The sequence below is a fragment of the Sulfurimonas sp. HSL1-2 genome, assembly GCF_039645565.1.
In the GTDB taxonomy this organism is placed as follows: Bacteria; Campylobacterota; Campylobacteria; order Campylobacterales; family Sulfurimonadaceae; genus Thiomicrolovo; species Thiomicrolovo zhangzhouensis.
In genome coordinates, this window is record NZ_CP147914.1 from 1801501 (window position 1) to 1828415 (window position 26915).

Consider the following 26915-nt stretch of genomic DNA (forward strand, 5'->3'; position numbering starts at 1 on the left):
AGCGATTTTTCACCCGTTTACGGTGCTCTGTTTTCACGCATTTTGCATCTGGCATTCGGCGGAATTATAGTCGTTTCACCAGGGGAATTCCATACATTCCGCAACCTGTAAATCAACACTTCTTGCATCCAAAGTTGGCATATCTTGCTATAATTTCTCTTATGAAAAAAGGCTCCGAACGCCACAGAACCAAAATCACCAACGACCTGATGCACTATATCTATGAGCATATAGACACGCCGATCAACCTGGATACCCTCAGCGCCGATTTCGGGGTCTCAAAGTTCCACATGCACCGGCTCTTCAAGCGGGAGTTCGGCAGGAACATTCACGAGACGATCCAGTCGATCCGGCTGCAGATGGCGGCAAACCTGCTCATCACCAACAAGAAATCCACCATTTCAAAGATCGCCGCCATGACCGGCTACAGTTCGCAGACCTCCTTTATCAGGGCCTTCGGCAAGAAATTCGCGATGACACCGAAAGCGTGGCGCAACGGCGGGTTCATGGCCTACTCGGAGACGATCGTGCGGGAGATGCCGGACGACCTGACCTCCGACGTCACCTATGAAAATCTTTCGCCCGTTATCAAAAAGATGCCGTCGTTCAAGGTCTACTATATCCGGCACCGGGGGTATGACGATGCCATCAAACAGTGCTGGCAGAAACTGCAGGCGTTTACCCTCGGCAACGACATCCGGAACTATTCGCAGATCGCGCTCTATCACGACAACCCGATCATCACCCCGCTGGATGAGTGCCACTACGTCGCCTGCATCGTCCTCAACGAACCCTTTGACGCCGAAAAGGTCCCCCTGCCCTCGTTCGAGATACACGGGGGCGTCTACGCGGAGTTCACTGCACGCGGGTACCGCAACGATATCCTGAAGCTGATCCGGTGGGTCTACCATGAGTGGCTCCCCGCGAGCGGGTACGAGACCACGGCGAAGCACGCCTACCTCATCTACGACGATAACGACTTTTTGAACGAGACGGGGGATTTCTCCCTGAAGTACTACATTCCCATCGTCCTGCCGTAAGCCGGCCGGGACAGGCGCAGGAACAGAATCCCTATTTCAATGATCCGTCGATCATGTAGCCCATGGCACGGATATTCTGGATGAAATCCTCTTTCAACGCTTTTTTCAGGCGGTTCACCTCGGCACGGATCGTCGCGTTATCGATGATCGCCTCGTCCCAGACGTAGATACGGAACGTTTCGAAATCGACCACCCGGTTCATGTTGCGCGCGAGCAGGTCGATGATCTGGTGCTGGCGGCGGGTCAGGGTCTGCGGTACGTTGTCGAAAAGCAGGGTCTCGTTAAGCATGTCGTAGCTGTAGCGCTTGGAGAGGCGCAGGTGTTTGCGCTGGTCCGGCGGGACATCGCGCATGACCCGGTTTATGTGCAAGAGAAGCTCCTGCAGGTGGAAGGGCTTTTTGAGGTAGTCGAAGCAGCCCAGCTCGTACGCCTTCGAGATCTCGGCGATGTCGGTCTGCGCGCTCGTAAAGATCGCCGGGACGGCAATTTTTGCCGCATTGAGACGTTCAAGCAGGCTCAGGCCGTCGATGGAGGGGACATTGATGTCGAGGATCAGCAGATCGTACCCGCCCTTCATGATCGCCTCCAGGGCCTCCGCACCGTCGACGAAAGCGTCGACCCGGTGGTTATGCAACTGCAGATATTCGCTCACGGCGCCCTGGAGCATCACCTCATCTTCAAGCAGCAGAATTTTCATCGCACCCCCCTTTCGCAATAATATAGGTGAACGCCGTCACGCCGGCTTCAGAGCGGATGTCCGTATCGATGCCGTACTTGTTGCAGATGGCCTTGACCAGGTGCAGCCCCAGCCCGAAGCCGCTGAGCTCGTCCGCTTCCCGGTAAAAGGCTTCAAAGACCTTTTCCGGGTGGTCGATGGGGTTCGAACGCGTCGTGAAGCGCATCCGGGCCGTCTGCGCCACCACCTCCAGCTCGACGTCGACCGTGCTGTCGGGGTAGGCATACTTGATGGCGTTGGAGAGGTTGTTGTCGACGAGGCGCCGCAGCTCCTCCTCGTTGATACAGACCGGGACCGCCTCCGCGATCCTTGCCGCCACTTTCAGGCGGTTTGCCGCCATGACGCTCTCGAAGAACGCCAGCCGCCCCTGCAGGAAAGCCCCCAGGTCGATCGTGTCGGAGGGGTAGTCGATCCGCTCTTTTTTGACCATGTAGCGCAGATCGTCGAAGATCGTATGGAGCATCTTCGCCGCCGCTTCGATACTACCGAGGTAGCGGTCTTCCCCGTGCATGTGGCGGTAGAGGTCGATCTGCGTCATGATCACCGCCAGCGGCGTGTTGACCTCGTGGATGGACTGCTTGATAAAGGCGTCCTGCGACAGCACGAGCTGGTCGCTGAATGCCTTCTCCTTCTGCAGCTTGGCCGTTTTGTCCCGCACCTTCTGCTCCAGCGAAGCGTTGAGCTCGGAGAGCTGGAGGTTGCGGCTGTGGATCGTGTCGACCATCGCGTTGACGTGTTCGACCAGGGTCTGGAACTCGGCGATCCGGATCTGTTCGCGCTCAATGACGACGTAGCGCGACGCGGCAAGGGAGAAGAAGTCGCTGAAGGTGCGGATCTCGTCGCGCAGCACCTTGTTGATCAGCTTGATCCCGCTGAGCGCCAGCGCAAAAAGGATGGCGCTGAGGGTGAGGATCTCCATGACGTACTTGATGAGCTGGTCGCGTTTTTGCAGCTTTTTCTCCGCGATCAGCGCATCGATGTCGTCAAGGTAGACCCCCGTACCGATGAGCCACTGCCAGGGTTCGAAGATGACGGCCGAGGCGATCTTCGGGGAGAGTTTCCCCGTCGTCGGCTTCTCCCAGATATAGTGCAGGAAACCGCCTTCGCGCGCGGCGGCGATGAGCCCGTCGTGGACGGCGACCCCCTTCACGTCATGAACGTTCCGCATGTTCTTTCCGAAGTTCTCGGGCTTGTTCGGATCGTTGACGTTGATGCCGTCGACCGTATAGATGAAGATGTATTTGCTGCCGTCCCCGCGGTCATAGAGGGCGTTGATCGCATCGATGATATTGTGCTGGAGCACCTTCTCGTCGAGACGGCCGTGCCAGCGTTCATACTCATGCTCGATGAAACTGATCGCGCGCTGCGTCTCTTCACGGATCATCTCTTTTTGCTGCTGCAGGTAGCTTGCGCGCATCTGCGCGGCATCCCGGTCGAAATCCCGGTACTCTTCGAATATGACCAGTAGCGTAAAAAGCATCGCAAAGCAGAAGAGTGCCACAATGGCGAGGAAGTTGATCTTCTCCAGGCTGATCGTATGCCAAAGGCCGTGCGATGCTTTTCTTTTCAAATGCTTATATCCCGTTTCCCCGTTAACTCTATTGAAGTTTATCCTAAAACAGCGTGCAGAAAAAATCCCTCCGATGCCTGCCGGGCCAGGAGAGGAACGCATCCCCGCCTAAAAATTGCACCCCGTTGCATTTGCAAGGCGTGGGTCGGATGCTATAATGCCCCGCAATTGTCAAAAAAGAGTTCCCGTAAGGTCCGCCCATGCCCAATCTGCAGCTGTTTCATGTTCCCGATAGACTCTACAAGGCCCTCCTCCTGCTCTTTGCGTTTCTGCTGCCGGTAGAGACGCTCCGCGCATCGCAGGATGTCCAGACCTACACCTCGCAGGGGCTGGTCGTCGCCGACTACCAGGTCATCGACCTTCCCGGAAGCGACGCCATCGACCTGCTCGGCCTGCGTTATCTGCTGCAGCTTAACGACTGGCTCTATTTTGGCCTCGGCGCCCATGCACCGCTGGTCCGGGGGGATTACGGCGGTTTCATGACCCTGGACGCCACGCTCCATGCCCAGTATAACCTCTATGAGGGGCTCTTTATCGACGCGGGAGCCACCGTGGGCGGCGGCGGCGGGGGATCCAGCATCGCGCAGAGCAAAGAGCTCTCCGGTTCGGGCGGCTTCGGCATAGGCTACATCGGTCTGGGGTACGAGTTCGACGATCACGTTTCCGTCGGGGTGAACTACGCCTACATCAAATTTGAAGACTCCCAGATCGACAGCTCCCAGGTCAATTTCTTTGTCGAAAAGGCGGTCGATTACACCGCCGCATCCTATGCCGATGCCGGGAAGATCGTCCCCGCGCTGGTCAAGCTGCTGGGCACCAAAGAGCATATCCTGACGTTTGAAATGAACAACCTCTTTCAGATCGACCCGACGGGCAGCAACACGAAAACCGTCAATACGATCGCGCTGCAGTTCTCCCATTTCCTCGATGATGCCAACTACCTCTTCGTCGAAGCGGAAATCGGCTACAAAGGCCTTCCGCTCTATAACCAGATTCTCCCCGGTGCGGGCCACCGTTTCTCCCTCACCCCGCACGTTCACCTCTACGGCCAGGTCGGCATCGGATCGGGAGGCTATTCGCCCGACCTCATCGACACCGGCTCCGGGCTGCTGGTCTATCCCAAGGCGTCGCTGGAGTACCTCCCGGGCGACGATTTCGGCCTGGCACTCTCCGGCGGCTACCTGGCCGCACCGACGGGAACCTCTAGAAACTATACGCTGGGGGCCGCCCTCAATTACCACCTCTCCGGCGCCAAGAACGGCACGGCAGGCGGGCGTACCTTCAAAGGGTTCCGCCTCAGCGTCTTTCCCCAGAGCGAGCTGAACGTCAAAGTGGACGGGGCGAGCCACCACGACGTGCATATGCTCTCCACCCAGCTCGACGCCCTGCTGAACCCCCACTGGTACTTTGCCACGCAGGTCAGTGTCGCCTACAACGACTACCTGGGCTACCCGGGGTACGGCGAGATCCTGGCGGGAATAGGGATCCAGAACCGCTACACTCCTTCCACGCGCTTCCAGAGTTTTTTCCAGCTGCTGCTGGGCACCAACGTGGACGGCGTCGTCTTCAAACCCTCCGTCGGCACGACCTACACGCTCACGGACAGCATCGCGTTCTATGCCCAGGTTGGCCAGATCATGTCAGTCAACAGCCAGGACCTTTACCGGGAAGACCGTCCCTTCAGCGCGACCTCCGTCGGGGCAGGCCTCACCTACCGCTTTTCGCTGCCCTAAGCACAGCGGAAGCCTTGGCCTATGCCGTTTTCCGCGAGTAACCCGATTTAAAAACCGCCCGTTAAGTTTTTCCCAAATATAATGCGCCTTAAAATAGACAGGAGTACTACACTATGTTCGGTTTCGGAAAACAAGAACTCAAGACCTACGACTACAGCGCCGAGGAGATGGCATCGTTCCAATGGGCGAAAATGACCACGAGCAAGGGGGTCATGTGGCTCAAACTCTACAACGAGGAAACGCCGAACACCGTCGCGAACTTCGCCTTCCTGGCCAAAGACGGCTACTACGACGGCCTGAACTTCCACCGCGTCATCCCGGGCTTCATGGCCCAGGGCGGCTGTCCGCACGGTACGGGTACCGGCGGTCCGGGCTGGAGCATAGCCTGCGAGACGAAAAACAACGTCCACAAGCATGTCAAAGGCACCCTCTCCATGGCGCATGCAGGCCCGAACACCGGCGGCAGCCAGTTCTTCATCTGCTTCGTCCCCTGCCCGCACCTCGACGGCGTCCATACCGTCTTCGGCGGCATCGAAGCCGGTGACGCTGACTCCATGGCCGTGCTCGACAGCATTGCCGGCCAGGACAAGATCGAGAAAGTCGAAATCCTCGCCGAAAAGGCGTAAGTTACCGCCATGTTGGTCCATATCTGCTGCAGCGTCGACTCCCACTTCTTCCTGGAGAAGCTGCAGCACGACTACCCCGACGAGAAACTCACGGGCTTCTTCTACGACCCCAACATCCACCCCTACTCCGAGTACCGCCTGCGCTATCTTGACGTCCAGCGTTCGTGCAAAAAACTCGGCATCGATCTGCTTGAAGGCGAATACGACTTCGAAACGTGGATGGACGCGGTGCGCGGGCTGGAGAAGGAGCCGGAAAAAGGGGCGCGCTGCGAGGTCTGCTTCGACCGCCGCTTCGAGGTAAGCGCGCACAAAGCGCTGGAGCTGGGCGAAAAACGGATGACGACGACCCTGCTGGTGAGCCCCCTCAAATCCCAGGAACAGCTGAGGCGCGTCGGTGATGCTTTCCACCGGGAGCACGGCGTCGAGTTCATCGCCGTCGACTACCGAGCCGGCGGCGGCACCCAGGACCAGAGCCGCGTCACCAAGGAGCAGCAGCTCTACCGCCAGGACTACTGCGGCTGCCTCTTCGGGCTGAGCATGCAGCGCGACCACCAGGACCGCCTGATGGACGAGATGTTCTCCCCCATAGACGGCCGTATCCTGCCCGCGTCCATCGAGGAGCGGCTGGCCATGTACGCGCAGCGGATGGCCCTGGAAGATGCAGGCAAAACCTACCGCATCGTCAAGCAGAAGTTCCTCAACTACCGCCAGTTCACCTGCCGCCTCACCCGGGGCAAAAGCGAGTCCGTGCCCGCCTATGCCCTGCACTATTCGACCCTGCCCCGGCAAAGGGCAAGCGGCAAGGTGGAGTACGAACAGCACGGCATTCACTACTTCAACCGCGACGACGTCCGTTTCATCACCCTTGAGAGCTTCAACCGCCGCCTGGGGAGCGCGTACGAGAGCGTCAAAGCGCTCTGTTTTGATCCGCCCTCCCTCGAAGATGAACTCGCCCTGCGCCGGCAGCTTAGCGACACCCCGTTCGACCTTTCTCCCGTTATCGTCGTCGACGACACTCCCGAGGGCAAACTCACCCTCACCCTCGACGCCAAGGTATACGAAGACACGAAAGAGCGGCTCATCGCAGACTAATCGGTTATTAACCCCTTTTTCGCTAAAATCACTCACTTTTCCCCGGACAAAACATGCCGGGCAACCTATCAGAAAAAGGAAGATCCACCCACTATGATCGATGTTGTCGAAATTCAGAAAATTCTGCCGCACCGCTTCCCGTTCCTCCTCGTAGACCGCGTCACCGAACTCAACCCGAACGAGTCCCTCACCGGTTACAAGAACGTCACCATCGGCGAACAGATCTTCGAAGGCCACTTTCCCGGTCACCCGATCTATCCGGGTGTCATGATCCTCGAGGGGATGGCGCAGGCCGGCGGCATCCTGGCGTTTAAAAGCATGGATATGAGCGAAGAGGAAGCGGCAAACAAAGTCGTCTACTTCATGAGTATCGACGGTGCGAAATTCCGCAACCCCGTCCGTCCGGGCGACCGTCTGGAATACCGCATGAAAGTCGTCAAACACAAAGGCGCCATCTGGATCCTCGAGGGCAAGGCCTATGTGGACGACAAGCTCGTCTCCGAAGCCGAGCTCAAAGCGATGATCGTCGACAAGTAAGGCAGGCAAATGAGCAAAATCTCACCGCAGGCGATCATCGAAGCGGGCGCCGTTATCGGCGACGACGTCGAAATCGGTCCCTTCTGTTTCATCTCTTCCGAAGCCACCATCGGCGACGGCACCAAGATCGCCCAGGGCGCCTGTATCTACGGGAAGACGACCATCGGCAAGCATAACGAGATCTTCTCCTATGCCGTCCTCGGCTCCATCCCGCAGGATCTGAAATTCGGCGGTGAGGATGTGGAACTCATTATCGGCGATTACAACAAGATCCGCGAGTTCACCCTCTTCAACCCGGGGACCAAGGGCGGCGGCGGCAAAACGATCATCGGCAGCCACAACCTCTTTATGGGCTACGTCCATATCGGGCACGACGTCGTCATCGGCAACCACTGCATCCTGGCCAACGCCGCGACGCTGGCCGGACACGTCGAAATGGGCGACTACGCCGTTATCGGCGGGATGACCCCGATCCACCAGTTCGTCAAAATCGGCGACTTCGCGATGATCGCGGGGGCATCCGCGCTGTCGCAGGACGTCCCGCCCTACTGCATGGCCGAAGGCAACCGCGCCGTCATCCGGGGCCTCAACCTGACCGGCCTGCGCCGCCACACGGAACGCAACGACATCGATGCGCTCAAGTCCGCCTACCGCGACCTCTTCGAATCGGGCCAGCCCCTCAAAGAGACGGCGGCGGAGCTGGTGGAGAGCAGCGAAAACCACTACGTACACAACCTGTGTAACTTTATCCTGAAGACCAAACGGGGTATCCCCTTTGAGAGGAAGTAAGTCATGAAAGATCGTCACTGCAGCTTCTGCGGCACCCATGAAAGCGACGCCAACCCCCTGATTGCAGGGAACGACGCCTACATCTGCAAGAACTGTGTCTTCTCCGCCTACAAGATCATGTTCGGCGACGAAGAGGCACTCACCGAAGCGGACTACAAACTCGTCGAGCATGTCGGCGAGCTGATGACGCCCAAGGAGATCAACGCGTTCCTCGGCGAATACATCATCGGGCAGGAGCGTGCCCGCAAGCTTCTCTCCGTCGCGGTCTACAACCACTACAAGCGCATCTTCAAGCAGCACGACCTCGACGACGACACGGAGATCGCCAAATCAAACGTCCTGCTGATCGGCCCGACGGGCAGCGGCAAGACCCTGATGGCCCAGACGATCGCCCGCATTCTCAATGTGCCCCTGGCGATCGCCGATGCGACGAGCCTCACCGAGGCGGGCTACGTCGGCGAAGACGTCGAGAACATCCTCACCAAGCTGCTGCAGGCGGCCGACGGCGACGTCGAGCGTGCCCAGCAGGGGATCCTCTTCATCGACGAGATCGACAAGATCGCCCGCATGAGTGAAAACCGCTCCATCACCCGCGACGTCTCCGGCGAAGGGGTCCAGCAGGCACTGCTCAAAATCATCGAGGGCTCCGTCGTCAATATCCCGCCCAAGGGGGGCAGAAAGCACCCCAACCAGGACTTCATCGCGATGGATACTTCCAACATCCTCTTCATCTGCGGGGGCGCCTTTGACGGTATGCAGGAGATCCTCAAGCGCAAGGCGGGCAAGAACGTGCTCGGTTTCGGCCACGAAAAGAAAAGCACCGCCGAGCAGGAAGTCACCATGGAGATGGTCGAGCCCGATGATCTCGTGCATTACGGCCTGATCCCGGAGCTGATCGGCCGTCTGCCGGTCATCGCCTCGCTCAACGAGATCAGCGAAGAGGATATGATCCGCATCCTCACGGAGCCGAAGAACTCACTCATCCGCCAATACGCCAAGCTCTTCGCCATCGACAGCGTCAAGCTGACCTTCGAAGACGACGCCCTGCGCGCCATCGCCGCCAAGGCCAAAGTCCGCAAGACCGGGGCCCGCGGCCTGCGTTCGATCCTCGAAGAGACGATGATCGACATCATGTACGAACTGCCCGATTACAGCGGCTACGAGGTCGTGATCACGGCCGAGTGTATCACCGAGGGGGAGAAACCCCTCTACATCAAAACTGACGACAAGAAAAGCGCTTAAAGGAACACGATGCTTCTGAACAAACTGATTGGACTCTTCTCCAACGACCTCTCCATCGACCTGGGGACGGCCAATACCCTCGTCATCGCCAAGGGACACGGCATTATCATCAACGAGCCCTCCGTCGTCGCCGTGAAGATGGAAAAATTCGGCCAGCAGCGCGTCCTGGCCGTCGGGCACGAGGCCAAGGAGATGGTCGGGAAAACCCCGGGCAACATCCGCGCCATCCGCCCGATGAAAGACGGCGTCATCGCCGACTTCGACATGACCGAAAAGATGATCCGCAAGTTCATCGAGAAGGCCCACGGCCGCTCGGCGCTGATCAGCCCGCGTATCATCATCTGCGTGCCCTACGGCCTGACGCAGGTCGAACGTAAAGCCGTCCGCGAATCGGCCCTCTCCGCGGGCGCCCGCGAGGTCTTCCTCATCGAGGAACCGATGGCCGCCGCGATCGGCGCCGGCGTGGACATCCGCGAACCGCAGGGGAACCTCGTCGTCGATATCGGCGGCGGTACGACCGAGATCGGCGTCGTCAGCCTTGGCGGCCTGGTGCTCTCCAAGTCCATCCGCACCGCCGGCGACAAGATCGACAAAGCGATCATCGACTACGTCAAACGCAAATACAACCTCCTCATCGGCGACCGTACCGCCGAGGAGATCAAGATCGAGATCGGTACGGCTCTGCCGCTGGAAAAACGCCTGACAAAAGTCGCGACGGGCCGCGACCAGGTCGAAGGGATGCTCAGCACCATCGAGCTCACCAGCGACGACGCCTACGAAGCGATGAAAGAGCCCCTCAAAGAGATCGCCGAGGCCCTGCGCGACGTCCTTGAGAAGATGCCGCCCGACCTCGCCGGCGACATCGTCGACCACGGGATCATCCTCACAGGCGGCGGCGCCCTGATCCGCCAGCTCGACAAGTTCCTGGCCGACATCATCCGTATCCCTGTCTTCGTCGCCGACGAACCGCTCCTGGCCGTTGCCAAGGGAACGGGACGCGCCCTGGAGGAGATCGACCTGCTCCAGGAACTCTTCGAAAATGAGTAAGCGCGCCTCCGCGCTCCTGCTCCTGCTCCTGCTGTTCGCGGGCTCCGTCTTCTTTTCGACGACCCTGCAATCCCCCCTGCTCTCCGGCCTGCAATGGATCAACCACTCCTGGAATACCTTTACGACCGGTGTCGGCAATATGATCGAGGAGAATTTCGAACAGCAGCAGACCATCCAAACGCTGCGCAGAGAGGCGGAACTCTACCGACAGTCGCACCTCATCCTGCACGAGATGGCCACCGAGTTCAACGCCCTGCTGGCGGAAAACAACTCCACCTTCCGCTATGACCCCCGCATTGCCCTTGTCCGTACCATCGCCTATGCCAACTTCGCCGACATGACCAAGCTCTGGCTGCAGATGGAGGATTTCAACGCCTCGCGTCTTTACGGCATGGTCTACAACGAAACGGCCGCGGGCATCGTCACGGCGCGCGACGGCCGGCCGCTGGCCCTGCTCAACGGCGACTACCAGTGCACCTACGCCGTCTTCGTCGGCCCCAACAAGGCCCCGGGGATCGTCCGCGGGCGCAACAGCGACACGATGCTCGTGCAGTACATCCCGACCTGGATCGGCATTACCGTGGGCGACGAAGTCGTCACCTCCGGCCTGGACCACCTCTTTTTTCCCGCCATCAAGGTCGGGACGGTTAAATCCATCGAGCTTACCGGCGGCTACCAGAACGCCGTCATCGAGCCCTACTACAAAGGAAACGATCCGGATTATTTCCACGTGATCACCCGCATCCGATGAAAAAGTTTTTCCTCCTTACCCTGCTGCTGCCGCTCCTGCTCTTTTCCAAAGACGATGTCTTTCTGGGTGCCGGCCCCTATTTCCAGACCCTGCCCTACAAAGATGCCGACCCCGTCATCCTGGGAACACCCGTCATCTTCTTTGACAACTCCCTCTTCTACATCCGCTGGACCCGGGTCGGGATGTATTTCCTCGGTGAAAGCGGCGAGACGCAGAGCTGGGGGCTCTCTTTCACGGCGCAGCCCCAGATCCTCGGCTACTACGAGCGCCGCGCGCTGACCCAGTTGAACGACCGCGCAAAGACGCCCATCCTGCAGGGGATGACGGAGCGTGACAGCGGCTGGGAGGGGGGCCTCGCGGCCAGCTACGCCCGCGGTGACTTCTTCGCGGAGTTCCTCATCCTTCACGACATTACCGATACGAACAATGGTACGAAACTGCGGCTGGAGGCGGGGCAGAGCTTCAGCGTCGGCGACTGGTACTTTGTGCCGAGCGTTCTCGCCGTCTGGCTCTCCCAGCCCTTTGCGAACTACTATTTCGGCGTCAAAAACAGCGAAGAAAACCTGCTGATCGGCCGGCCGGCCTACCGCAGCGACGCCACGCTGAACCTGGCCGTGCAGACCTACGTCAAATACAACATCAACGCACACTGGCACCTGCTCGGCAATCTCCGCGCCGACCGCTTCGGCGACCCCGTCTCCGAGAGCCCCCTGACGGGGACCCGGTACATGTACAGCGGCATGCTTTCCCTGCTCTACTCCTTCAATCTTTTCGGCGAAGAAAAAGCCGTCCTGAACCCGCCGGAAAAACGCTGAGCGGCGCGGGAAAAGCGCCCCCTGTTCTTCACCCCTTTTTAAGGGCCTCCCGACTATAATATCCTCCTGAAATTTTATCTTTTTTCCGAAGGGTATCAATGCCAAAACGCGATGATATTAAAACGATTCTGCTTATCGGCTCCGGCCCGATCGTGATCGGTCAGGCCTGTGAATTCGACTACTCCGGCACCCAGGCGGTCAAAACGCTCAAAGAGCTCGGTTACCGTGTCGTCCTGATCAACTCCAACCCTGCGACGATCATGACGGACCCGGAGTTTGCGGACCGCACCTACATCGAGCCGATCAAAGAAGAGATCATCGCCCAGATCATCGAGAAAGAGAACGTCGACGCGATCCTGCCGACCATGGGCGGGCAGACGGCCCTCAATGCCGCCATGAGTATGTACGAAAAAGGGATGCTCGAAGGCATTGAGTTCCTCGGCGCCAACCCCGATGCGATCAAGAAAGGCGAAGACCGCCAGGCCTTCAAGGAAGCGATGATCAAGCTTGGTATGGACCTGCCGCATTCGCGCTACGCCTACAACATGGACGAGGCCATGGCCGCGGCCGAAGAGATCGGCTTCCCGATTATCATCCGCGCCTCCTATACCCTTGCCGGCGGCGGTTCGGGCGTTGCCTACAACATCGACGAGTACAAACTCCTCGCCCAGCGCGGCCTGGATGAGAGCCCGATTACCGAGATCCTCGTCGAAGAGTCCCTGCTGGGCTGGAAAGAGTACGAGATGGAGGTCATCCGCGACCGCGCGGACAACTGCATCATCGTCTGTTCCATCGAAAACTTCGACCCGATGGGGGTCCATACCGGCGACTCCATCACCATCGCCCCGGCACTGACGCTCACCGACAAAGAGTACCAGCGCATGCGCGACGCCTCCTTCGAGATTCTGCGCGAGATCGGCGTCGATACCGGCGGCTCCAACGTCCAGTTCTCCGTCGACCCGAAAACGGGACGTATGATCGTCATCGAGATGAACCCGCGCGTATCGCGCTCCTCGGCGCTCGCCTCCAAAGCGACGGGCTACCCGATTGCCAAAGTCGCGACCCTGCTCGCCGTCGGCTTCACCTTGGACGAGATCACCAACGACATCACCGGCACCCCGGCCTCCTTCGAACCGGTCATCGACTACATCGTCACGAAGACGCCGCGCTTCACCTTCGAGAAGTTCCCCGAAGCCGAAAGCACCCTGACGACGGGGATGAAATCCGTCGGCGAGGCGATGGCCGTCGGCCGGACTTTCAAAGAGTCCATGCAGAAGGCGCTCTGTTCGCTTGAGACGGGCCTCTGCGGCTTTGACGAGATGGCGGGCGACATGGATCACATCCGCCACGAGATCCGCCGTCCCAACGCCGAGCGGATGCTCTACGTCGCCGAAGGCTTCCGCCGCGGCATGGGCGTGGAAGAGCTCTTCGAACTCTCCAAGATCGATCCGTGGTTCCTCTACCAGATCGAAGAGATCGTCGCCGAAGAGCAGACGATCGACCTCGATATCCTCAACGACGCCGTACGCCTGCGCAAAGCCAAAGCCAACGGCTTCAGCGACAAGAAGATCGCACAGCTGATCGCCAAACAAGGTGCCGGTGACATCCGCGAGAGCGACATCTACAACGCGCGTAAACGCATGGGCATCCATCTCGAGTACAACGAGGTCGATACCTGTGCCGCCGAGTTCGAGGCGCTGACACCGTATCTCTACTCCTCGACGAACATCACGACCTTCCCCGAACAGCCTTCACGCGCTTCGGACAAGAAAAAGGTGATGATCCTCGGCGGCGGCCCGAACCGCATCGGCCAGGGGATCGAGTTCGACTACTGCTGCGTTCACGCCGCCTTCGCCCTTGAAGAGATGGGGATCGAGACGATCATGTACAACTGTAACCCCGAGACCGTCTCGACCGACTACGACACCTCGGATGTCCTCTACTTCGAGCCGATCGACCTTGAGCATGTCCGCGAAGTGATCGAGTTTGAGAAACCCAACGGCATCATCGTCCACTTCGGCGGCCAGACCCCGCTGAAACTCGCCAACCCGCTCACCGCCATCGGCGCGCAGATCGCGGGGACGCCGGCAAAGGTGATCGACCTGGCCGAAGACCGCGAGAAGTTCGCCGACTTTGTCACCAAGCACAACCTCAAGCAGCCTGAAAACGGCATCGCGAAGACCAAAGAGGAGGCGATCAGCGTCGCGTCGCGGCTGGGCTACCCTGTTCTCGTGCGCCCCTCCTTCGTCCTCGGCGGCCGCGCGATGCGCATCGTCTACAAAGAGGAAGAGCTGCGCCAGTACATGGACGAAGCGGTCTCCGTCTCCAACGATGCGCCGGTCCTCGTCGACAAGTTCCTCGACCAGGCGGTCGAGCTTGACGTCGATGCCATCTGCGACGGCAGCGAGGTCTATATCGGCTCGGTCATGCAGCACATCGAAGAGGCCGGTATCCACTCCGGCGACTCCGCCTGTTCCCTGCCGCCGGTCAACCTCAGCGACGCCCTGCGCGAACAGGTCGAACAGCAGACAAAGACCATCGCCCTGGGCCTCGGCGTCATCGGCCTGCTGAACATCCAGTACGCCATCTACCAGAACGAGGTCTACCTCATCGAGGTCAACCCGCGTGCATCGCGCACCGTCCCGTTCGTCTCCAAGGCGACGGGCATGCCGCTGGCGAAAGTCGCCACCCGCGTCATGATGGGCGACACCCTTAGAGCTGCCCTTGCCTTCTACGACCGCTACGACATCGTCATCGAAGAGAACGGCCTGCTCAAACCGCGCCTGCGCGACCACATCGCCCTCAAAGAGGCGGTCTTCCCGTTCAACAAGCTCTACGGTGCCGACCTGGTGCTGAGCCCGGAGATGAAATCGACCGGCGAAGTCATGGGGATCAGCTCCAGCTTCGGCGTCAGCTTTGCCAAATCGCAGATGGCGGCGGGCAACCGCATCCCGACGTCGGGTACCTGTTTCCTCTCCTTCATCGAGATGGATAAACCCGCCGGCGTCGAGATTGCCCGCGGCCTGCACGAACACGGCTTCAAGCTTGTCGCGACCCGCGGCACCCAGAAGGTGATCGAAGCGGCCGGCATTCCGTGCGAACCGGTGCTCAAGATCTCCGAGGGACGCCCGAACATCGAAGATATGATGAAAAACGGCGACATCACGATGGCGATCAACACGTCCGACAACAACACATCGAAAAAAGACGCCACCGTTATCCGCCAGATCGTCCTGCGGATGAACATCCCCTACTTCACGACGCTCAGCGCCGCCCGCGCCGCGATCGATGCGCTCGGTCACATGAAGGACGACGCTTGGACCGCCCCGCAAGCCCTTCAAGACTACCTGGCCTGACAGGGGTCCTGCTAGTACAGACCGACACGACCGTCGGTTTCGTATCGCAGAACGCGGAGGCCCTCGCCCGTGCCAAAAGCCGGCCGGCGGCGAAACCCTTTCTCAAAACCTTCGCCTCGCTAAAAGTCTATAAACAGACCGGGCGCATTCCCGCTCGTTTCAAACGCGAAGCACGGCGCAGAGAAAAAACGACCTATATCGTCAAGGGGGGAGCCTTCCGCATCGTTCCCGCGGGAAGCTACCACCGGCTGCTGCGCCCCTACGGCTGGCTCTATTCCACCTCCGCCAATGCTGCGGGGGGACGTTTTGACGCCGCATACGCCTTCGCGAAGGCTGACGCCGTCATCGAGGATGCACGGGGGCTCTACGAAACCGCCCCGTCCATCATCTATCAACTGAACCAACAGAAAAAACGGAGAATCAGATAAGTATGAAGCATGTCAAAGCAATCGCCTCGGGCCTCTATCTCGGTACGGCCGGCATCACGATGATGAGCGTCCTTTCGGGATGCGTCCAGGAGCAGCAGGAGCCACAGAACCGCTTCCTCGTCGTCCATCAGCAGCCCAGCGGCAAGTACGTTGTCGTCGAAGAGGTGCCGACCGACGGGCCCAACCGTGCCATCATCCGCGAATACGATGCCAACGGCACCGTCACGGAGCGCTTCATGAACGAAGCAGAGATGAAAGCGCTGGCCGAGCAGGAGTATGCAAAGATGCAGGCGGGCGAGAGCGAACTGAACCGTGCGCCCGAAGGTGAAGGCATGGGGCTCGCCGGGACGATCCTCGCCGTCGCCGCCGGGTCGCTGCTGGGGAATATGATCGGCAACGCCCTGATGAACAACGCCAACTACCGCCAGCATGCAGACCGCGTCAACAAGAGCGCCTACCATGCGACCCAGAAGAGCAAGGCAGGCAGCAGTACGAAGAAGAGCTTTTTCGGGGGATCGAAAACGGGAACATCGACCTCCTCTTCCACCACCTACGGAGGCTGACCCATGGTGCGACTCGATACCGTTTCGGCACTGCCCGACAACACCCTCGAACAGCTCGGCTTCACCTGGCACACCGACAGGGATGGCACGCACTATGTTTCCGACGAACTGGTGCTTGTCAGTGATGCCGAAGCCGAAGCCTACTACGAAGCAGCCAATACCCTCTACGACATGTATGTCCAGGCGGCCGAATATGTCATTGAGAACGAGCTCTTTTTCGACCTCGGCATCCCCTTCAACCTGGTCGAGCCGATTAAGAAGAGCTGGGAAAATGACGTGCACTGGCACGTCTACGGCCGCTTCGACCTTGCCGGCGGCATCGACGGGACGCCGATCAAGCTGATCGAGTTCAATGCCGACACACCGACGGGGCTCTATGAAAGCGCCGTGCTGCAGTGGGCGCTGCTCAAGCACAACGGTCTGGATGAAGCGCGCCAGTTCAACAACATCTACGAGGCGATCACCCAAAACTTCCGCCGCCTCGTCACCCTCTTTGACGATCCGGACGATTTCGAGAAGTTCTACGACGGCTGGAAGATCCTTTTCAGCAGCGTCGAAGGCAACGACGAGGAGGAGGTGACGACGAAGCTCCTGCGCCAGATCGCGACCGATGCCGGGTTCGCGACGGGCTTCGAGTTCCTGCAGAACGTCCGCTTCGATGACGAGGGGATCTTTGATGCTTCCGACAACCCCTACGAGTACTGGTTCAAGCTCTACCCCTGGGAGGACATCGCCACCGACGAACCGGAACTCGCGGTCCTGCTGGGCAATATCATGCAGAACCAGAAAGCGATCATTCTCAACCCGGCCTATACCCTGCTTTTCCAATCCAAGGGGATGATGAAGATCCTCTGTGACCTCTTCCCCGACTCCCCCTACCTGCTCCAAACCTCCTTCGAACCGCTTGAGGGCACAAAACAGGTAGAGAAGCGGATGTTCGGCCGCGAAGGGGCCAATACAAAGATTATCGCCAGTGACGGCAGCATCCTGCACGCAACGGAGGGCCCTTACGGCAACTACCGCCCTGTCTACCAGGCGTATGCCGAATTCCCGCAGGACCGCGACGGCAACCGCTACCAGGCCGGGGTCTTCTTCGCCTACGAGGCGTGCGGGCTCGGTTTCCGCCGCGGCGGCGAGATCCTGGACAATATGAGCAAGTTCGTGGGGCATGTCCTGAACTGACCGCAGGAGCGCAGCAGGGTGTCTGCGCCGTTTAATACAAATTTAACACTGCTGTTACACAATTTTTCTATACTATACTTACATGCCGATATGCGACAACGAACAGGCATCACGCCTCGGGGGAGCTGCACGTCCGCGCATTCATATCAAAGGAACCACAACATGAAACTCCTCAACACGCTACTGTTCACTTCGCTCTTCTTCATCGCCGGCCTCTCCGCCCACTCCATCGAAGTCTCCGGCATCTACGTCCGCGAAGTGCCGCCAAACCTGCCCAACAGTGCCGCATTTATGGAACTGAAGAACCCGACAGACAAACCGGTCGCGCTGGTGAGCGCCGCTTCTACAGCTGCCAAGACCGTTGAACTGCATGAACATGTGAATGTCGACGGTATGATGCAGATGCGCCAGATCCCGAAGATCGACATTCCGGCCGGCGGAACGACGATGCTGCAACCGGGCGGCCTGCATGTCATGCTCATCGGGCTGACACAGAAGCTCAAAGCGGGGGAAAACGTCACGATCACGCTGAACTTCTCCGACGGCGAGAGTATTACGCTTGAGGCCCCGGTCAAAAAAGTGGCCGGTATGATGATGCAGCAAAAAATGAAATGCGGCAGCGGCAAATGCGGAAAGTAACGGGTGAGTCTCAAAAAACTCTTTAAAATCCTCGCCATCCAGCTTGGGGTGGCCATTTTGCTCGTCTTTGCCTACCTGGCCTACGATGCCGACGTCATCTACGAATGGCTCAGCGGCGACGTCAAATTCGGAACGCCTGCGCAGGAGTGTGATCTGCATGCAGGTGCGTGTACGGCGACGATGGGCGACGGCACTCCTGTAACCTTCGCCATGAGCCCGCGTCCCATCCCGGTCATGCAGAAGCTGCAGCTGCACCTCGCTACCGAGGGCCGCTACGACACCCTGAAAGTGGAAATCTACGGTCTCAATATGAATATGGGACGTTACAACTATACCCTGACACGCACGAGCGACGGCAATTACAGCGGCGAAGGGATGATCCCGGCCTGTTCGGGGCGGATGGACTGGCGCGCCAACATTATTGCCGAAGAGCCGACCAGGCGCATCGGCACCTATTTCACCTTTTCGACGGAGTAACCCATGGTCCAACGTCTGATCCTGATTCTTTTCCCCCTGCTGCTGGCCGTTGGCGCCTACTTCTATGTCATTCCCACCGTGGAACGCAAACATTACGACTTTACGCTTGAGAGTGCCGACGGCCCGGTCAGCCTCAGCGACTTCCGGGGTAAAAAGGCCGTCGCCGTCTATTTCGGCTACACCTACTGTCCCGATATCTGCCCGACGACCTTCTCCAACCTGACGGGGGCCATGAAACTGCTGCCGCCCGAAGCGGCCGAAGCGATGCAGGTGATCTTTGTCAGCGTCGACACCGACCGCGATACGCCGAAGAGCCTCAAGGAGTATGTCGAATACTTCTACCCTACCTACCTCGGCGTGACGGGGACAAAAGCGCAGATCGACGAAGTCGTCTCACGTTACGAGGGGACCGAATACACGATTATCAAAGGGGGGAGCAAAGCGATGGGCTACACCGTCGGCCACACCTCCTACGTCTACTTCTTTGACAAACAGGGGAACTTCAGTTCCCGCCTGAACCACAGCATCGATCCCCGCGAAACGCTGACGCATATGGAAAAAGCACTCGGAATCGCACATTAATTCCACGGCCGGGCGAACCACGAAGCTTTGCCGTTATGCCTCTTCCGCCTGACCGTTTCCGCCCGTGCCGAGCAGTACGGCGATCCAGCGGGTCGACTCTTCCGAATCAAAAACGATTTTGACCATTATTGTCAGCGGGATGGAGAGCAGCATGCCGACCGGCCCCAGCAGCCACCCCCAGAAGATCAACGACAGGAATACGACAAGCGTCGAGAGATCAAGCCCCCGTCCCATTACCTTCGGCTCAATGACCGACCCCACCAGGACATTGATCACGACATAACCTGCCGCGATCCAGAATGCCGAAGCAAGGTCCAGCTGGAGCAGCGCCAGCAAAACGGCCGGTACGGCAGCCATGATCGACCCGATATTGGGAATAAAATTGAGCAGAAACGCCACGACGCCCCACAACACCGGATAATCCAGACCGAAAAGGAGCAGCAGCAGGTAAACAAGGAAGCCCGTCCCGGCACTGATCAGCGCCTTGAGCGCCATATAGTGGTTGATCTTTGCGAGGATCTCATTGAGATGCTTCTGACCTTCAGAGTTATTCCGGCGGTAGATAAAGGCGATCTTGTTACGGTAGGCGACACCCTCGAGCAGCATGAATACCGTCGTCAGCAAAATGACGAATCCGTTTGTCAGAATCGATCCGAACCCCTTGAGCGCCCCTGTCATATAGGCAAAGACGGCACCGGGATCGAGCAGCGACTGCAGGTTCTTTTCCGGTAGTGCCATCCCCTGGTTTGTCAGCCAGGCCGCCACCCCGCCGAGACGGCTCCGCAGATCGGCTTCATACCCCGGAAGGTTGCCGATGAAATCATTCGTGGCATGGCCGACGATGACGCCGAAGAGGGCAAAGAAGAGAAGCAGCACGCCGATAAGCATCAGCATCGCCAGTGCCATCGGGATTTTTCGCGCCATCAGGAAGTGCAGCAGCGGCATCAGGATGATCGCGAGGAAAAGCGCGAGCAGGAAAGGGATGATGATCGCCGATGCCGCCTTGATACCGGCAAACACGATGACAACGGCAGCAAGGATAATAAAGACGTTTCCGAAACGGTTAGTCTGTTGCATCAATTAGGCTCCTGACTGGATTTTTTTCTTGTTGGTCCGCTGCTGCAGATAGTTGGCAAGGTTCATCAGACAGAGCGTGACCAGGAAAATCATCAGCCCCGGAAAGAAACTGACCCACCACGCGATGTCGATCACCTCTTTGCCGTTGCTGAGGATCGTTCCCCAGCTCATCTGCGGCGCTACGATCCCCAGTCCCAGGAAGCTCAGCCCCGATTCGGAGAGGATCGCCCCTCCCACGCCAAAGGTGAAGCTGACGAAGAAGATCGGGGCCAGCAGCGGGGCGTAGTATTTGAGCAGGATCTTCGTCCGCGATACCCCGGCGATCCCCAATATCTTGATAAAGGGCTGCGACGTCACGGCAAAACTTTCCGAACGCACCAGGCGTGCCGTCGTCATCCAGCCCGTTACCGAGATGATAAGGATCAGCACCAATGCCGAGGCGTTGACGTAACTCACCAAAGCCAGCAGTAGGAAAAAGGTCGGGAAGGTCAGGAACAGGTCCACTACGATGACGAAACCTTTGTCGACGATCCCCCTGGCATACCCCGCGATCGCCCCGAGGATGAAGCCGAGGAAAGTCCCGATCAATGCGCTGCCTACGCCGATAATGAGCGAAATCTTTCCGCCTTCGATGATGCGCGCCAGTAGGTCCCGTCCGAGCCGGTCGGTCCCGAACGGGTGGGCCAGCGAGGGGGCGGAGAGAATCGCATCGCGATGCAGCAGGTAGGGATCGGCCGTATAGAGGAAACCGCCCAGAAAGGTCACCAGAACGATCAGCATCAGCAAGAAAAGCGTTTTACGCGGAAAGTCATGCATCTGAAAGGCACCAGTCGATCGGAGCGATGCCCGCGCTTTGCAGGTAGGCATTGGTCCGTGAAAAAGGTTTGGAACCGAAAAAACCACGGTACGCGGAGAGCGGCGAAGGGTGCGGCGAGACAATGATGTGATGGCGTGAAGCGTCGATGAGCGAGGCCTTCATCTGGGCAGGCCGGCCCCAGAGGATGAAGACCAACTTCTCCCGGCCGTCGCTGAGGGCCTTGATGGTCGCATCGGTGAAACGCTCCCACCCCTGTTCCTTGTGCGAATGCGCCTGCCCTGCACGGACAGTCAAAACCGTATTGAGCAGAAATACCCCCTGCTCCGCCCATGCTTCCAGCGTTCCGTTCTGCGGGACGTCGCAGCCGATGTCGTCTCTGAGCTCCTTGAAGATGTTCTGCAAGGAGGGCGGATGCGCTATGCCGCGCTGCACGGAGAATGCAAGCCCGTGCGCCTGGTTTGGCCCGTGGTAGGGGTCCTGCCCGAGAATAACGACTTTGACGTTCTCATAGGGTGTCAGGTTGTATGCAGCAAAGATATCGGCGCCCTTCGGGTAGATGGGCAAGGCAGCTTTCTCAGCAAGGAGAAACGTTTTGAGTTCCGTGAAATAGGCCTGCTCGAATTCCGAGGCCAGCACTGCTTTCCAGGAGGGGTCGATCTTGGGGTCAATCTGCATAGCACCGTCCATATAGAGAATCCGACGTAGTATACAAAAGAAAGTGTTTGGGATGCGTAAAACGGGAGGAGTCCGCCCGAAGGCGGAAGAATGAAGTTGTTAATGCACGATGCGCTTAGAACGCATAGTTCAGCTGTACTGTCACACCTGTCTGGGAGTGTTTTACGTCAGCAGAAGAGTCACCTGTGGCTGCTGCCGCTGCACCGGCATCTGCGGGTGAACCGCCGTTTTGAAGGACCATATTTGCAGCAAGCCCCTGGCCCATTGCAGTCGTGTCATAGGAGAAACTGACTTCCGGTGCGTAGACAAAGGCTGCATCGACAGAAATCATGTCCGTGAAGCTGTATGTACCACCGGCTGTGATATGCGATTCGACAACTGCCGGGAATCCAGCGAGGTTGAAGAAGTTTTTGACTGCACCCTCATAATTGACAGGCATCCCAGCTGGAGTGAAACCAGCTGCAGCGCCAGCCTGTTCCTGAATCGGGTTCTCTGCATAGTTGTAACCAAGGCGGACTGCCCAGTTGTTTCTCTCATATTGGTAACCGACGGAGAAGACATTCTGGTTGTCCCACTCAAACTCTTTGTATCCTTTCGCATCCGCCCAGCGGATCTGCTTGTAATCGAATGCAATGGTATTGCCGCTTCCGAGAACGTCATAACTGATACCGAAACCGATCTCTGCCGGCTGCTCAAGATGATCGTCGATACCTTGAAGGCCGAACGCCTGTGACGTTACTTCAAGCGTATGATCATAGGTCATGTCGATAGAAGACTGGTACTTGGCACCCAGTGTCAGGCCTGTGATACCGACTGCACCGGCATCGTATGCAATACCGACTTCATAGCCGAAACCGAAATCTTCGGAGACACCGGAGCCCTGCGGGTCAATACCGCCTGTCGCCAGCGGCATCGCGTATGCGATGTTCAATGAACCGTACTGAAGCATCGGAGCGACACCAACGCTGAAACCGGAATTGCTGTAAGAGACCGGTACGGCGAAGCGCATCAGCTGCAGATTCGTACGCATACCGAAAGAGCCGTTGCTGCTGACACCGCTTGCAGGGTCGAGCGTATCACGGTAATCCGTACCCATACCGGCTACACCGAACATACCGATACCGACAACAACATTTTCATTGATACGTGAAGCGAGTGCAACCTCAGGGATCATGCTCATATCCGCTTTGCTTGTATCAGACTCTACCGGCATGACAGGAGTAGCTGTCGCAGCAGAATAGGCTTCTGCAAATGCATTGGATTCGAAATCAACCTTTGGCATGAACAGCGTGCCGCCGAAAGAGATCTCATTGCTCTTGACAGCAGAAAGCAGTGCCGGGTTTGCCAGACCGCTTTCAGCGCCGAATGCAGTTGCGATGCCTACGCCACCCATACCGCGTGCTTTCGCACCAAGTCCCATGAGGTTATCTCCGTTTGTTGCAAACGCCGAAGTTGCAGTCAAAGCCATTGCAGCAGCCATTGCCAGTTTGATTGTACGTGTCATCTATTCTCCTACGAATAAAAAATCAAATGGAAGTATTTACTTCCGATTTCGTTCATTATAGGCGTCGGAAAATAAAGTGGAAATAAAGCCAGAAGGCCCTACTTAACGGAGATTTATAATTATTCTAAGCGAAAGAGACAATAGAGAGCAAATAAAATATATTTATATCTTCGTGTTATGAAAATAGCATATTTTATTCATTTTCTGTATATTTTTTAACGGTTTAATGATTTTTATAAAAAAGAGATATGTTTTTGATTTTTTTATCACGATGTTACGTTTTGATACACAGTAAAGTCATATAGCAAGGGCTTCAAGCTGTGAACTTTCGCATACACTTGATGTCATGAAAGAAACCACACCATCACTCCGTGTATGGAGTAGTACACACGAAGATACAATCTATTAAAAAGTGGAAAGAATTCTAATCAGCAAAGAGCAACATAATGAGCAATACAGACTAATGAGATCATTTATTTCATGTATAGATTGTGTTAAATAAAGCGTGTAGTGATTGATTTTAAAAAGAGGGGTAAATCCGAGAACCAGGCGGCGACCTACGTTCCCAACCCTGCAAGGGTCAGTATTATCAGCGATGAGAGGCTTAGCTTCCGGGTTCGGAATGGGGCCGGGCGTTTCCCTCTCTCTATAGCCACCTGGACAATCGGATCGAAAAGCTTCGAGAAGCTCTTGGATCCGACTGCGTGTCGGTATTATGATTGTTAAAGTCAACGGTTGCAACTACGGCTATTACAGCTCATACTGAGTAAGGCAGTAAGACACTAATTTTAGGGAAAAAAGACGAACGGACTATTAGTACTGGTCAGCTAAACAGATTGCTCTGCGTACACACCCAGCCTATCAAGCATGTAGTCTTCATGCGTCCTTCAGGGAGAGTTCATCTTGGAGTTGGCTTCCCGCTTAGATGCTTTCAGCGGTTATCACATCCGAACGTAGCTACCCGGCGGTGCCCTTGGCAGGACAACCGGTGCACCAGTGGTTCGTCCAACCCGGTCCTCTCGTACTAGGGTCAGCTCTCCTCAACTCTCCTACGCCCACGGAAGATAGGGACCGAACTGTCTCACGACGTTCTGAACCCAGCTCGCGTCCGCTTTAAATGGCGAACAGTACCCTTGGGACCTGCTCCAGCCCCAGGATGCGATGAGCCGACATCGAGGTGCCAAACCTCCCCGTCGATGTGAGCTCTTGGGGGAGATCAGCCTGTTATCCCCGGCGTACCTTTTATCCTTTGAGCGATGGCCCTTCCACACAGAACCACCGGATCACTATGACCGTCTTTCGACTCTGCTCGACGTGTATGTCTCACAGTCAGGCTGGCTTATGCCATTATACTACGATGGATTTCCAACCCATCTGAGCCAACCTTTGTAAGCCTCCGTTACTTTTTAGGAGGCGACCGCCCCAGTCAAACTACCCACCAGACATTGTCCTGACAGAGGATAACTCTGCGCAGTTAGCTATCAGAATATTCAAGGGTGGTATCTCAAGGGTGCCTCATTAGCAACTGGCGTCACTAAATCAACGGCTCCCACCTATCCTGCACATGAATATCCCAATAGCAGTGTCAAGCTATAGTAAAGGTGCACGGGGTCTTTCCGTCTTTCCGCGGGTAGGAGGAATTTTCACCTCCACTACAATTTCACTGGATCCCTGGTTGAGACAGCTCCCATCTCGTTACGCCATTCATGCAGGTCGGTATTTAACCGACAAGGAATTTCGCTACCTTAGGACCGTTATAGTTACGGCCGCCGTTTACTCGTGCTTCAATTCACCGCTTCGCAAAGCTAACGGATCCTTTTAACATTCGAGCACCGGGCAGGCGTCACCCTATACATCCACTTACGTGTTGGCAGAGTGCTGTGTTTTTGGTAAACAGTCGGGAGGACTCTTTGCTGGACCGCTTCCGCTCCACCGCAGGGGTTTCACGTACAACGGGCACACCTTATTCCGAAGTTACGGTGCTAGTTTGCAGAGTTCCTTAACCAGGGTTCTTCCACGCGCCTTAGAATACTCATCTCACCCACCTGTGTCGGTTTACGGTACGGGCGACTGTAGATATGCTTAGAAACTTTTCTCGGCACGACGGCATCAACGATTCTGTTTCTGCTCCGAAGAGCGTCGACAGCCTGTCAGATCTCGGTCTCATGTAAGGCGGATTTGCCTGCCTTACAACCTACATCCTTCGAGCCACTATTCCATCAGTGACCTCGTTTAGCCTATGCGTCCTTCCATCACGCTCTACAGTCGGTATCGGAATATTAACCGATTTGCCATCGTCTACCCCTTTCGGACTCGATTAGGTCCCGACTAACCCTACGATGACGAGCATCGCGTAGGAAACTTGGGTTTACGGCGAAGCAGATTCTCACTGCTTTTATCGCTACTCATGCCTGCATGCTCACTTCCATCCGCTCCAGCACTCCTTGCCGGTATACCTTCAACGCTGAATGGAACGCTCTCCTACCACTTAGTAAAACTAAGTCTAGAGCTTCGGTGTACATCTTAGCCCCGTTATATTTTCGGCGCAGAATCGCTAGACCAGTGAGCTGTTACGCTTTCTTTAAAGGATGGCTGCTTCTAAGCCAACTCCTGGTTGTTTCAGCAACTCCACATCCTTTTCCACTTAGATGTAACTTAGGGACCTTAGCTGCTAGTCTGGGTTGTTCCCCTCTCGACGATTGATTTTATCACCAGCTGACTCCCGAGGTTACACATACAGTATTCGGAGTTTGATAGGGTTTGGTACCGCGGTGAGCAGCCCTAGCCTGTCAGTGCTCTACCCTGTATGCTAATGCTCGAGGCTATACCTAAATATATTTCGGAGAGAACCAGCTATCACTGAGTTTGATTGGCCTTTCACCCCTATCCACAAGTCATGGGGGCTTTTCAACGCCCATCGGTTCGGTCCTCCACCGGCTCTTACACGGCTTCAACCTGCTCATGGATAGATCACTCAGTTTCGGGTCTGCAGCATCTGACTAATCGCCCTATTAGACTCGCTTTCGCTACGGCTTCGCGTTCGCTTAACCTTGCAGATACCACAACTCGCAGGCTCATTATGCAAAAGGCAGTCCGTCACCCCTCATAAAGATGGGGCTCCGAATGATTGTAAGCTATAGGTTTCAGGTTCTATTTCACTCCGTTCACCACGGTTCTTTTCACTTTCCCTCACGGTACTGGTTCGCTATCGGTCTGGTAGTAGTATTTAGCCTTGGAGGGTGGTCCCCCCATGTTCAGTCAAGATAAACACGTGTCCCGACCTACTCGAATAACATGCAGATAGTTTTCGCTTACAGGGCTATCACCTTCTATGGCTCCTCTTTCCAAAGGATTCTGCTAACACACTACACGCTTTAGGGCTAGTCCCATTTCGCTCGCCGCTACTCTGGGAATCTCGGTTGATTTTCTTTCCTCAAGGTACTGAGATGTTTCACTTCCCTTGGTTCCTCCCGCAGGGTGACACGACTCTCGCCGTGCCGGGTTGCCCCATTCGGAAATCCCGGATCAAAGCTTCTTGGCAGCTCCCGAGGCTTATCGCAGCCTAGTAGTCTCTTCATCGCCTCTACCAGCCTAGGCATCCACCTATAGCTCTTAATATCTTTATTCTAATTAGCGC

23 protein-coding genes and 2 rRNA genes are annotated in these 26915 nt (G+C 57.0%); 17 read left to right on the forward strand and 8 right to left on the reverse strand.

All coding sequences use genetic code 11. From position 1 onward, the window contains the following. The first annotated feature begins 161 nt into the window (after positions 1 to 161). Entirely contained in the window at positions 162 to 1040 is an 879-nt protein-coding gene (locus WCX18_RS09270) for an AraC family transcriptional regulator (protein ID WP_345987315.1), read from the forward strand. A 31-nt stretch (positions 1041 to 1071) separates the two neighbouring features. On the opposite strand, the gene WCX18_RS09275 is transcribed toward WCX18_RS09270, so the two are convergent. Beyond that, the gene (locus WCX18_RS09275; RefSeq protein WP_345987316.1) at positions 1072 to 1737 is read right to left on the reverse strand and encodes a response regulator transcription factor; all 666 of its coding nucleotides are present in this window, start codon (positions 1735 to 1737) and stop codon (positions 1072 to 1074) included. Further along, the gene (locus WCX18_RS09280) at positions 1718 to 3346 is read right to left on the reverse strand and encodes a cache domain-containing protein (RefSeq protein WP_345987317.1); all 1629 of its coding nucleotides are present in this window, start codon (positions 3344 to 3346) and stop codon (positions 1718 to 1720) included. Before WCX18_RS09280 ends, WCX18_RS09275 begins: the two co-directional genes overlap by 20 nt. Before the next feature lie 200 nt (positions 3347 to 3546). Here WCX18_RS09280 and WCX18_RS09285 point away from each other — a divergent pair, with 200 nt between their 5' ends. From WCX18_RS09285 to WCX18_RS09360, 16 genes are all read left to right on the forward strand, one after another. Continuing rightward, a complete protein-coding gene (locus WCX18_RS09285; protein ID WP_345987318.1) occupies positions 3547 to 5079 on the forward strand; it encodes a hypothetical protein in 1533 nt (510 codons plus the stop codon). A gap of 113 nt (positions 5080 to 5192) precedes the next feature. Beyond that, positions 5193 to 5705: a peptidylprolyl isomerase gene (locus WCX18_RS09290; RefSeq protein WP_345987319.1), complete on the forward strand. Its 513-nt coding sequence runs from the start codon at positions 5193 to 5195 to the stop codon at positions 5703 to 5705. 9 nt (positions 5706 to 5714) lie between these two features. After that, positions 5715 to 6797, forward strand: a complete 1083-nt coding sequence (locus WCX18_RS09295; protein WP_345987320.1) for an epoxyqueuosine reductase QueH — start codon at positions 5715 to 5717, stop codon at positions 6795 to 6797. Between the two features lie 93 nt (positions 6798 to 6890). Beyond that, positions 6891 to 7334, forward strand: a complete 444-nt coding sequence (gene fabZ / locus WCX18_RS09300) for a 3-hydroxyacyl-ACP dehydratase FabZ (RefSeq protein ID WP_231018798.1) — start codon at positions 6891 to 6893, stop codon at positions 7332 to 7334. 9 nt (positions 7335 to 7343) lie between these two features. Beyond that, entirely contained in the window at positions 7344 to 8123 is a 780-nt protein-coding gene (lpxA, locus tag WCX18_RS09305; protein ID WP_345987321.1) for an acyl-ACP--UDP-N-acetylglucosamine O-acyltransferase, read from the forward strand. 3 nt (positions 8124 to 8126) lie between these two features. Further along, entirely contained in the window at positions 8127 to 9365 is a 1239-nt protein-coding gene (gene clpX / locus WCX18_RS09310; RefSeq protein ID WP_345987322.1) for an ATP-dependent Clp protease ATP-binding subunit ClpX, read from the forward strand. Positions 9366 to 9374: 9 nt separating this feature from the next. Next, entirely contained in the window at positions 9375 to 10412 is a 1038-nt protein-coding gene (locus WCX18_RS09315; RefSeq protein WP_231018803.1) for a rod shape-determining protein, read from the forward strand. Further along, complete coding sequence (gene mreC / locus WCX18_RS09320; RefSeq protein WP_345987323.1) at positions 10405 to 11163, forward strand: rod shape-determining protein MreC; 759 nt, start codon at positions 10405 to 10407, stop codon at positions 11161 to 11163. The genes WCX18_RS09315 and mreC overlap by 8 nt, the downstream gene beginning before the upstream one ends. Further along, positions 11160 to 11978 (forward strand): MipA/OmpV family protein, encoded by an 819-nt coding sequence (locus tag WCX18_RS09325; RefSeq protein WP_345987324.1) that lies wholly within the window; start codon positions 11160 to 11162, stop codon positions 11976 to 11978. Before mreC ends, WCX18_RS09325 begins: the two co-directional genes overlap by 4 nt. A gap of 98 nt (positions 11979 to 12076) precedes the next feature. Further along, positions 12077 to 15334, forward strand: a complete 3258-nt coding sequence (gene carB, locus WCX18_RS09330; protein WP_345987325.1) for a carbamoyl-phosphate synthase large subunit — start codon at positions 12077 to 12079, stop codon at positions 15332 to 15334. After that, the gene (locus WCX18_RS09335; protein ID WP_345987326.1) at positions 15295 to 15762 is read left to right on the forward strand and encodes a hypothetical protein; all 468 of its coding nucleotides are present in this window, start codon (positions 15295 to 15297) and stop codon (positions 15760 to 15762) included. Before carB ends, WCX18_RS09335 begins: the two co-directional genes overlap by 40 nt. A gap of 2 nt (positions 15763 to 15764) precedes the next feature. After that, positions 15765 to 16325, forward strand: a complete 561-nt coding sequence (locus tag WCX18_RS09340; protein ID WP_345987327.1) for a hypothetical protein — start codon at positions 15765 to 15767, stop codon at positions 16323 to 16325. Positions 16326 to 16328: 3 nt separating this feature from the next. Continuing rightward, the gene (locus tag WCX18_RS09345) at positions 16329 to 17507 is read left to right on the forward strand and encodes a glutathionylspermidine synthase family protein (RefSeq protein ID WP_345987328.1); all 1179 of its coding nucleotides are present in this window, start codon (positions 16329 to 16331) and stop codon (positions 17505 to 17507) included. Between the two features lie 162 nt (positions 17508 to 17669). Further along, positions 17670 to 18146: a copper chaperone PCu(A)C gene (locus WCX18_RS09350; RefSeq protein WP_345987329.1), complete on the forward strand. Its 477-nt coding sequence runs from the start codon at positions 17670 to 17672 to the stop codon at positions 18144 to 18146. 3 nt (positions 18147 to 18149) lie between these two features. Next, positions 18150 to 18623 (forward strand): hypothetical protein, encoded by a 474-nt coding sequence (locus WCX18_RS09355; RefSeq protein WP_345987330.1) that lies wholly within the window; start codon positions 18150 to 18152, stop codon positions 18621 to 18623. Between the two features lie 3 nt (positions 18624 to 18626). Then, on the forward strand, positions 18627 to 19205 hold the full coding sequence (locus tag WCX18_RS09360) for an SCO family protein (RefSeq protein WP_345987331.1): 579 nt from the start codon (positions 18627 to 18629) through the stop codon (positions 19203 to 19205). A gap of 33 nt (positions 19206 to 19238) precedes the next feature. Here the strand turns inward: WCX18_RS09360 and WCX18_RS09365 are convergent, their stop codons facing one another. The 6 genes from WCX18_RS09365 to WCX18_RS09390 form a co-directional block, all read right to left on the reverse strand. Next, positions 19239 to 20282 (reverse strand): AI-2E family transporter, encoded by a 1044-nt coding sequence (locus WCX18_RS09365; RefSeq protein WP_345987332.1) that lies wholly within the window; start codon positions 20280 to 20282, stop codon positions 19239 to 19241. A gap of 3 nt (positions 20283 to 20285) precedes the next feature. Then, positions 20286 to 21062 (reverse strand): ABC transporter permease, encoded by a 777-nt coding sequence (locus WCX18_RS09370; protein WP_345987333.1) that lies wholly within the window; start codon positions 21060 to 21062, stop codon positions 20286 to 20288. A gap of 28 nt (positions 21063 to 21090) precedes the next feature. Next, positions 21091 to 21774: a uracil-DNA glycosylase gene (gene ung, locus WCX18_RS09375; RefSeq protein WP_345987334.1), complete on the reverse strand. Its 684-nt coding sequence runs from the start codon at positions 21772 to 21774 to the stop codon at positions 21091 to 21093. Positions 21775 to 21889: 115 nt separating this feature from the next. Beyond that, entirely contained in the window at positions 21890 to 23278 is a 1389-nt protein-coding gene (locus WCX18_RS09380; protein WP_345987335.1) for an outer membrane protein transport protein, read from the reverse strand. 544 nt (positions 23279 to 23822) lie between these two features. Continuing rightward, a 5S ribosomal RNA gene (rrf, locus tag WCX18_RS09385) occupies positions 23823 to 23938 on the reverse strand. Positions 23939 to 24070: 132 nt separating this feature from the next. Then, a 23S ribosomal RNA gene (locus tag WCX18_RS09390) occupies positions 24071 to 26904 on the reverse strand. Positions 26905 to 26915: the final 11 nt, after the last annotated feature.

Excerpts from the sequence above, each read along its gene's own strand:
- lpxA (WP_345987321.1), top strand. The coding sequence starts at position 7,344 with ATGAGCAAAATCTCACCGCAGGCGATCATCGAAGCGGGCGCCGTTATC.
- WCX18_RS09315 (WP_231018803.1), top strand. The coding sequence starts at position 9,375 with ATGCTTCTGAACAAACTGATTGGACTCTTCTCCAACGACCTCTCCATC.
- mreC (WP_345987323.1), top strand. The coding sequence starts at position 10,405 with ATGAGTAAGCGCGCCTCCGCGCTCCTGCTCCTGCTCCTGCTGTTCGCG.
- WCX18_RS09285 (WP_345987318.1), top strand. The coding sequence starts at position 3,547 with ATGCCCAATCTGCAGCTGTTTCATGTTCCCGATAGACTCTACAAGGCC.
- WCX18_RS09345 (WP_345987328.1), top strand. The coding sequence starts at position 16,329 with ATGGTGCGACTCGATACCGTTTCGGCACTGCCCGACAACACCCTCGAA.
- fabZ (WP_231018798.1), top strand. The coding sequence starts at position 6,891 with ATGATCGATGTTGTCGAAATTCAGAAAATTCTGCCGCACCGCTTCCCG.
- WCX18_RS09340 (WP_345987327.1), top strand. The coding sequence starts at position 15,765 with ATGAAGCATGTCAAAGCAATCGCCTCGGGCCTCTATCTCGGTACGGCC.
- WCX18_RS09270 (WP_345987315.1), top strand. The coding sequence starts at position 162 with ATGAAAAAAGGCTCCGAACGCCACAGAACCAAAATCACCAACGACCTG.
- WCX18_RS09325 (WP_345987324.1), top strand. The coding sequence starts at position 11,160 with ATGAAAAAGTTTTTCCTCCTTACCCTGCTGCTGCCGCTCCTGCTCTTT.
- WCX18_RS09370 (WP_345987333.1), bottom strand. The coding sequence starts at position 21,062 with ATGCTGATCGTTCTGGTGACCTTTCTGGGCGGTTTCCTCTATACGGCC.
- WCX18_RS09350 (WP_345987329.1), top strand. The coding sequence starts at position 17,670 with ATGAAACTCCTCAACACGCTACTGTTCACTTCGCTCTTCTTCATCGCC.
- WCX18_RS09360 (WP_345987331.1), top strand. The coding sequence starts at position 18,627 with ATGGTCCAACGTCTGATCCTGATTCTTTTCCCCCTGCTGCTGGCCGTT.
- WCX18_RS09295 (WP_345987320.1), top strand. The coding sequence starts at position 5,715 with ATGTTGGTCCATATCTGCTGCAGCGTCGACTCCCACTTCTTCCTGGAG.
- WCX18_RS09380 (WP_345987335.1), bottom strand. The coding sequence starts at position 23,278 with ATGACACGTACAATCAAACTGGCAATGGCTGCTGCAATGGCTTTGACT.
- WCX18_RS09290 (WP_345987319.1), top strand. The coding sequence starts at position 5,193 with ATGTTCGGTTTCGGAAAACAAGAACTCAAGACCTACGACTACAGCGCC.
- ung (WP_345987334.1), bottom strand. The coding sequence starts at position 21,774 with ATGCAGATTGACCCCAAGATCGACCCCTCCTGGAAAGCAGTGCTGGCC.
- clpX (WP_345987322.1), top strand. The coding sequence starts at position 8,127 with ATGAAAGATCGTCACTGCAGCTTCTGCGGCACCCATGAAAGCGACGCC.
- carB (WP_345987325.1), top strand. The coding sequence starts at position 12,077 with ATGCCAAAACGCGATGATATTAAAACGATTCTGCTTATCGGCTCCGGC.
- WCX18_RS09365 (WP_345987332.1), bottom strand. The coding sequence starts at position 20,282 with ATGCAACAGACTAACCGTTTCGGAAACGTCTTTATTATCCTTGCTGCC.
- WCX18_RS09275 (WP_345987316.1), bottom strand. The coding sequence starts at position 1,737 with ATGAAAATTCTGCTGCTTGAAGATGAGGTGATGCTCCAGGGCGCCGTG.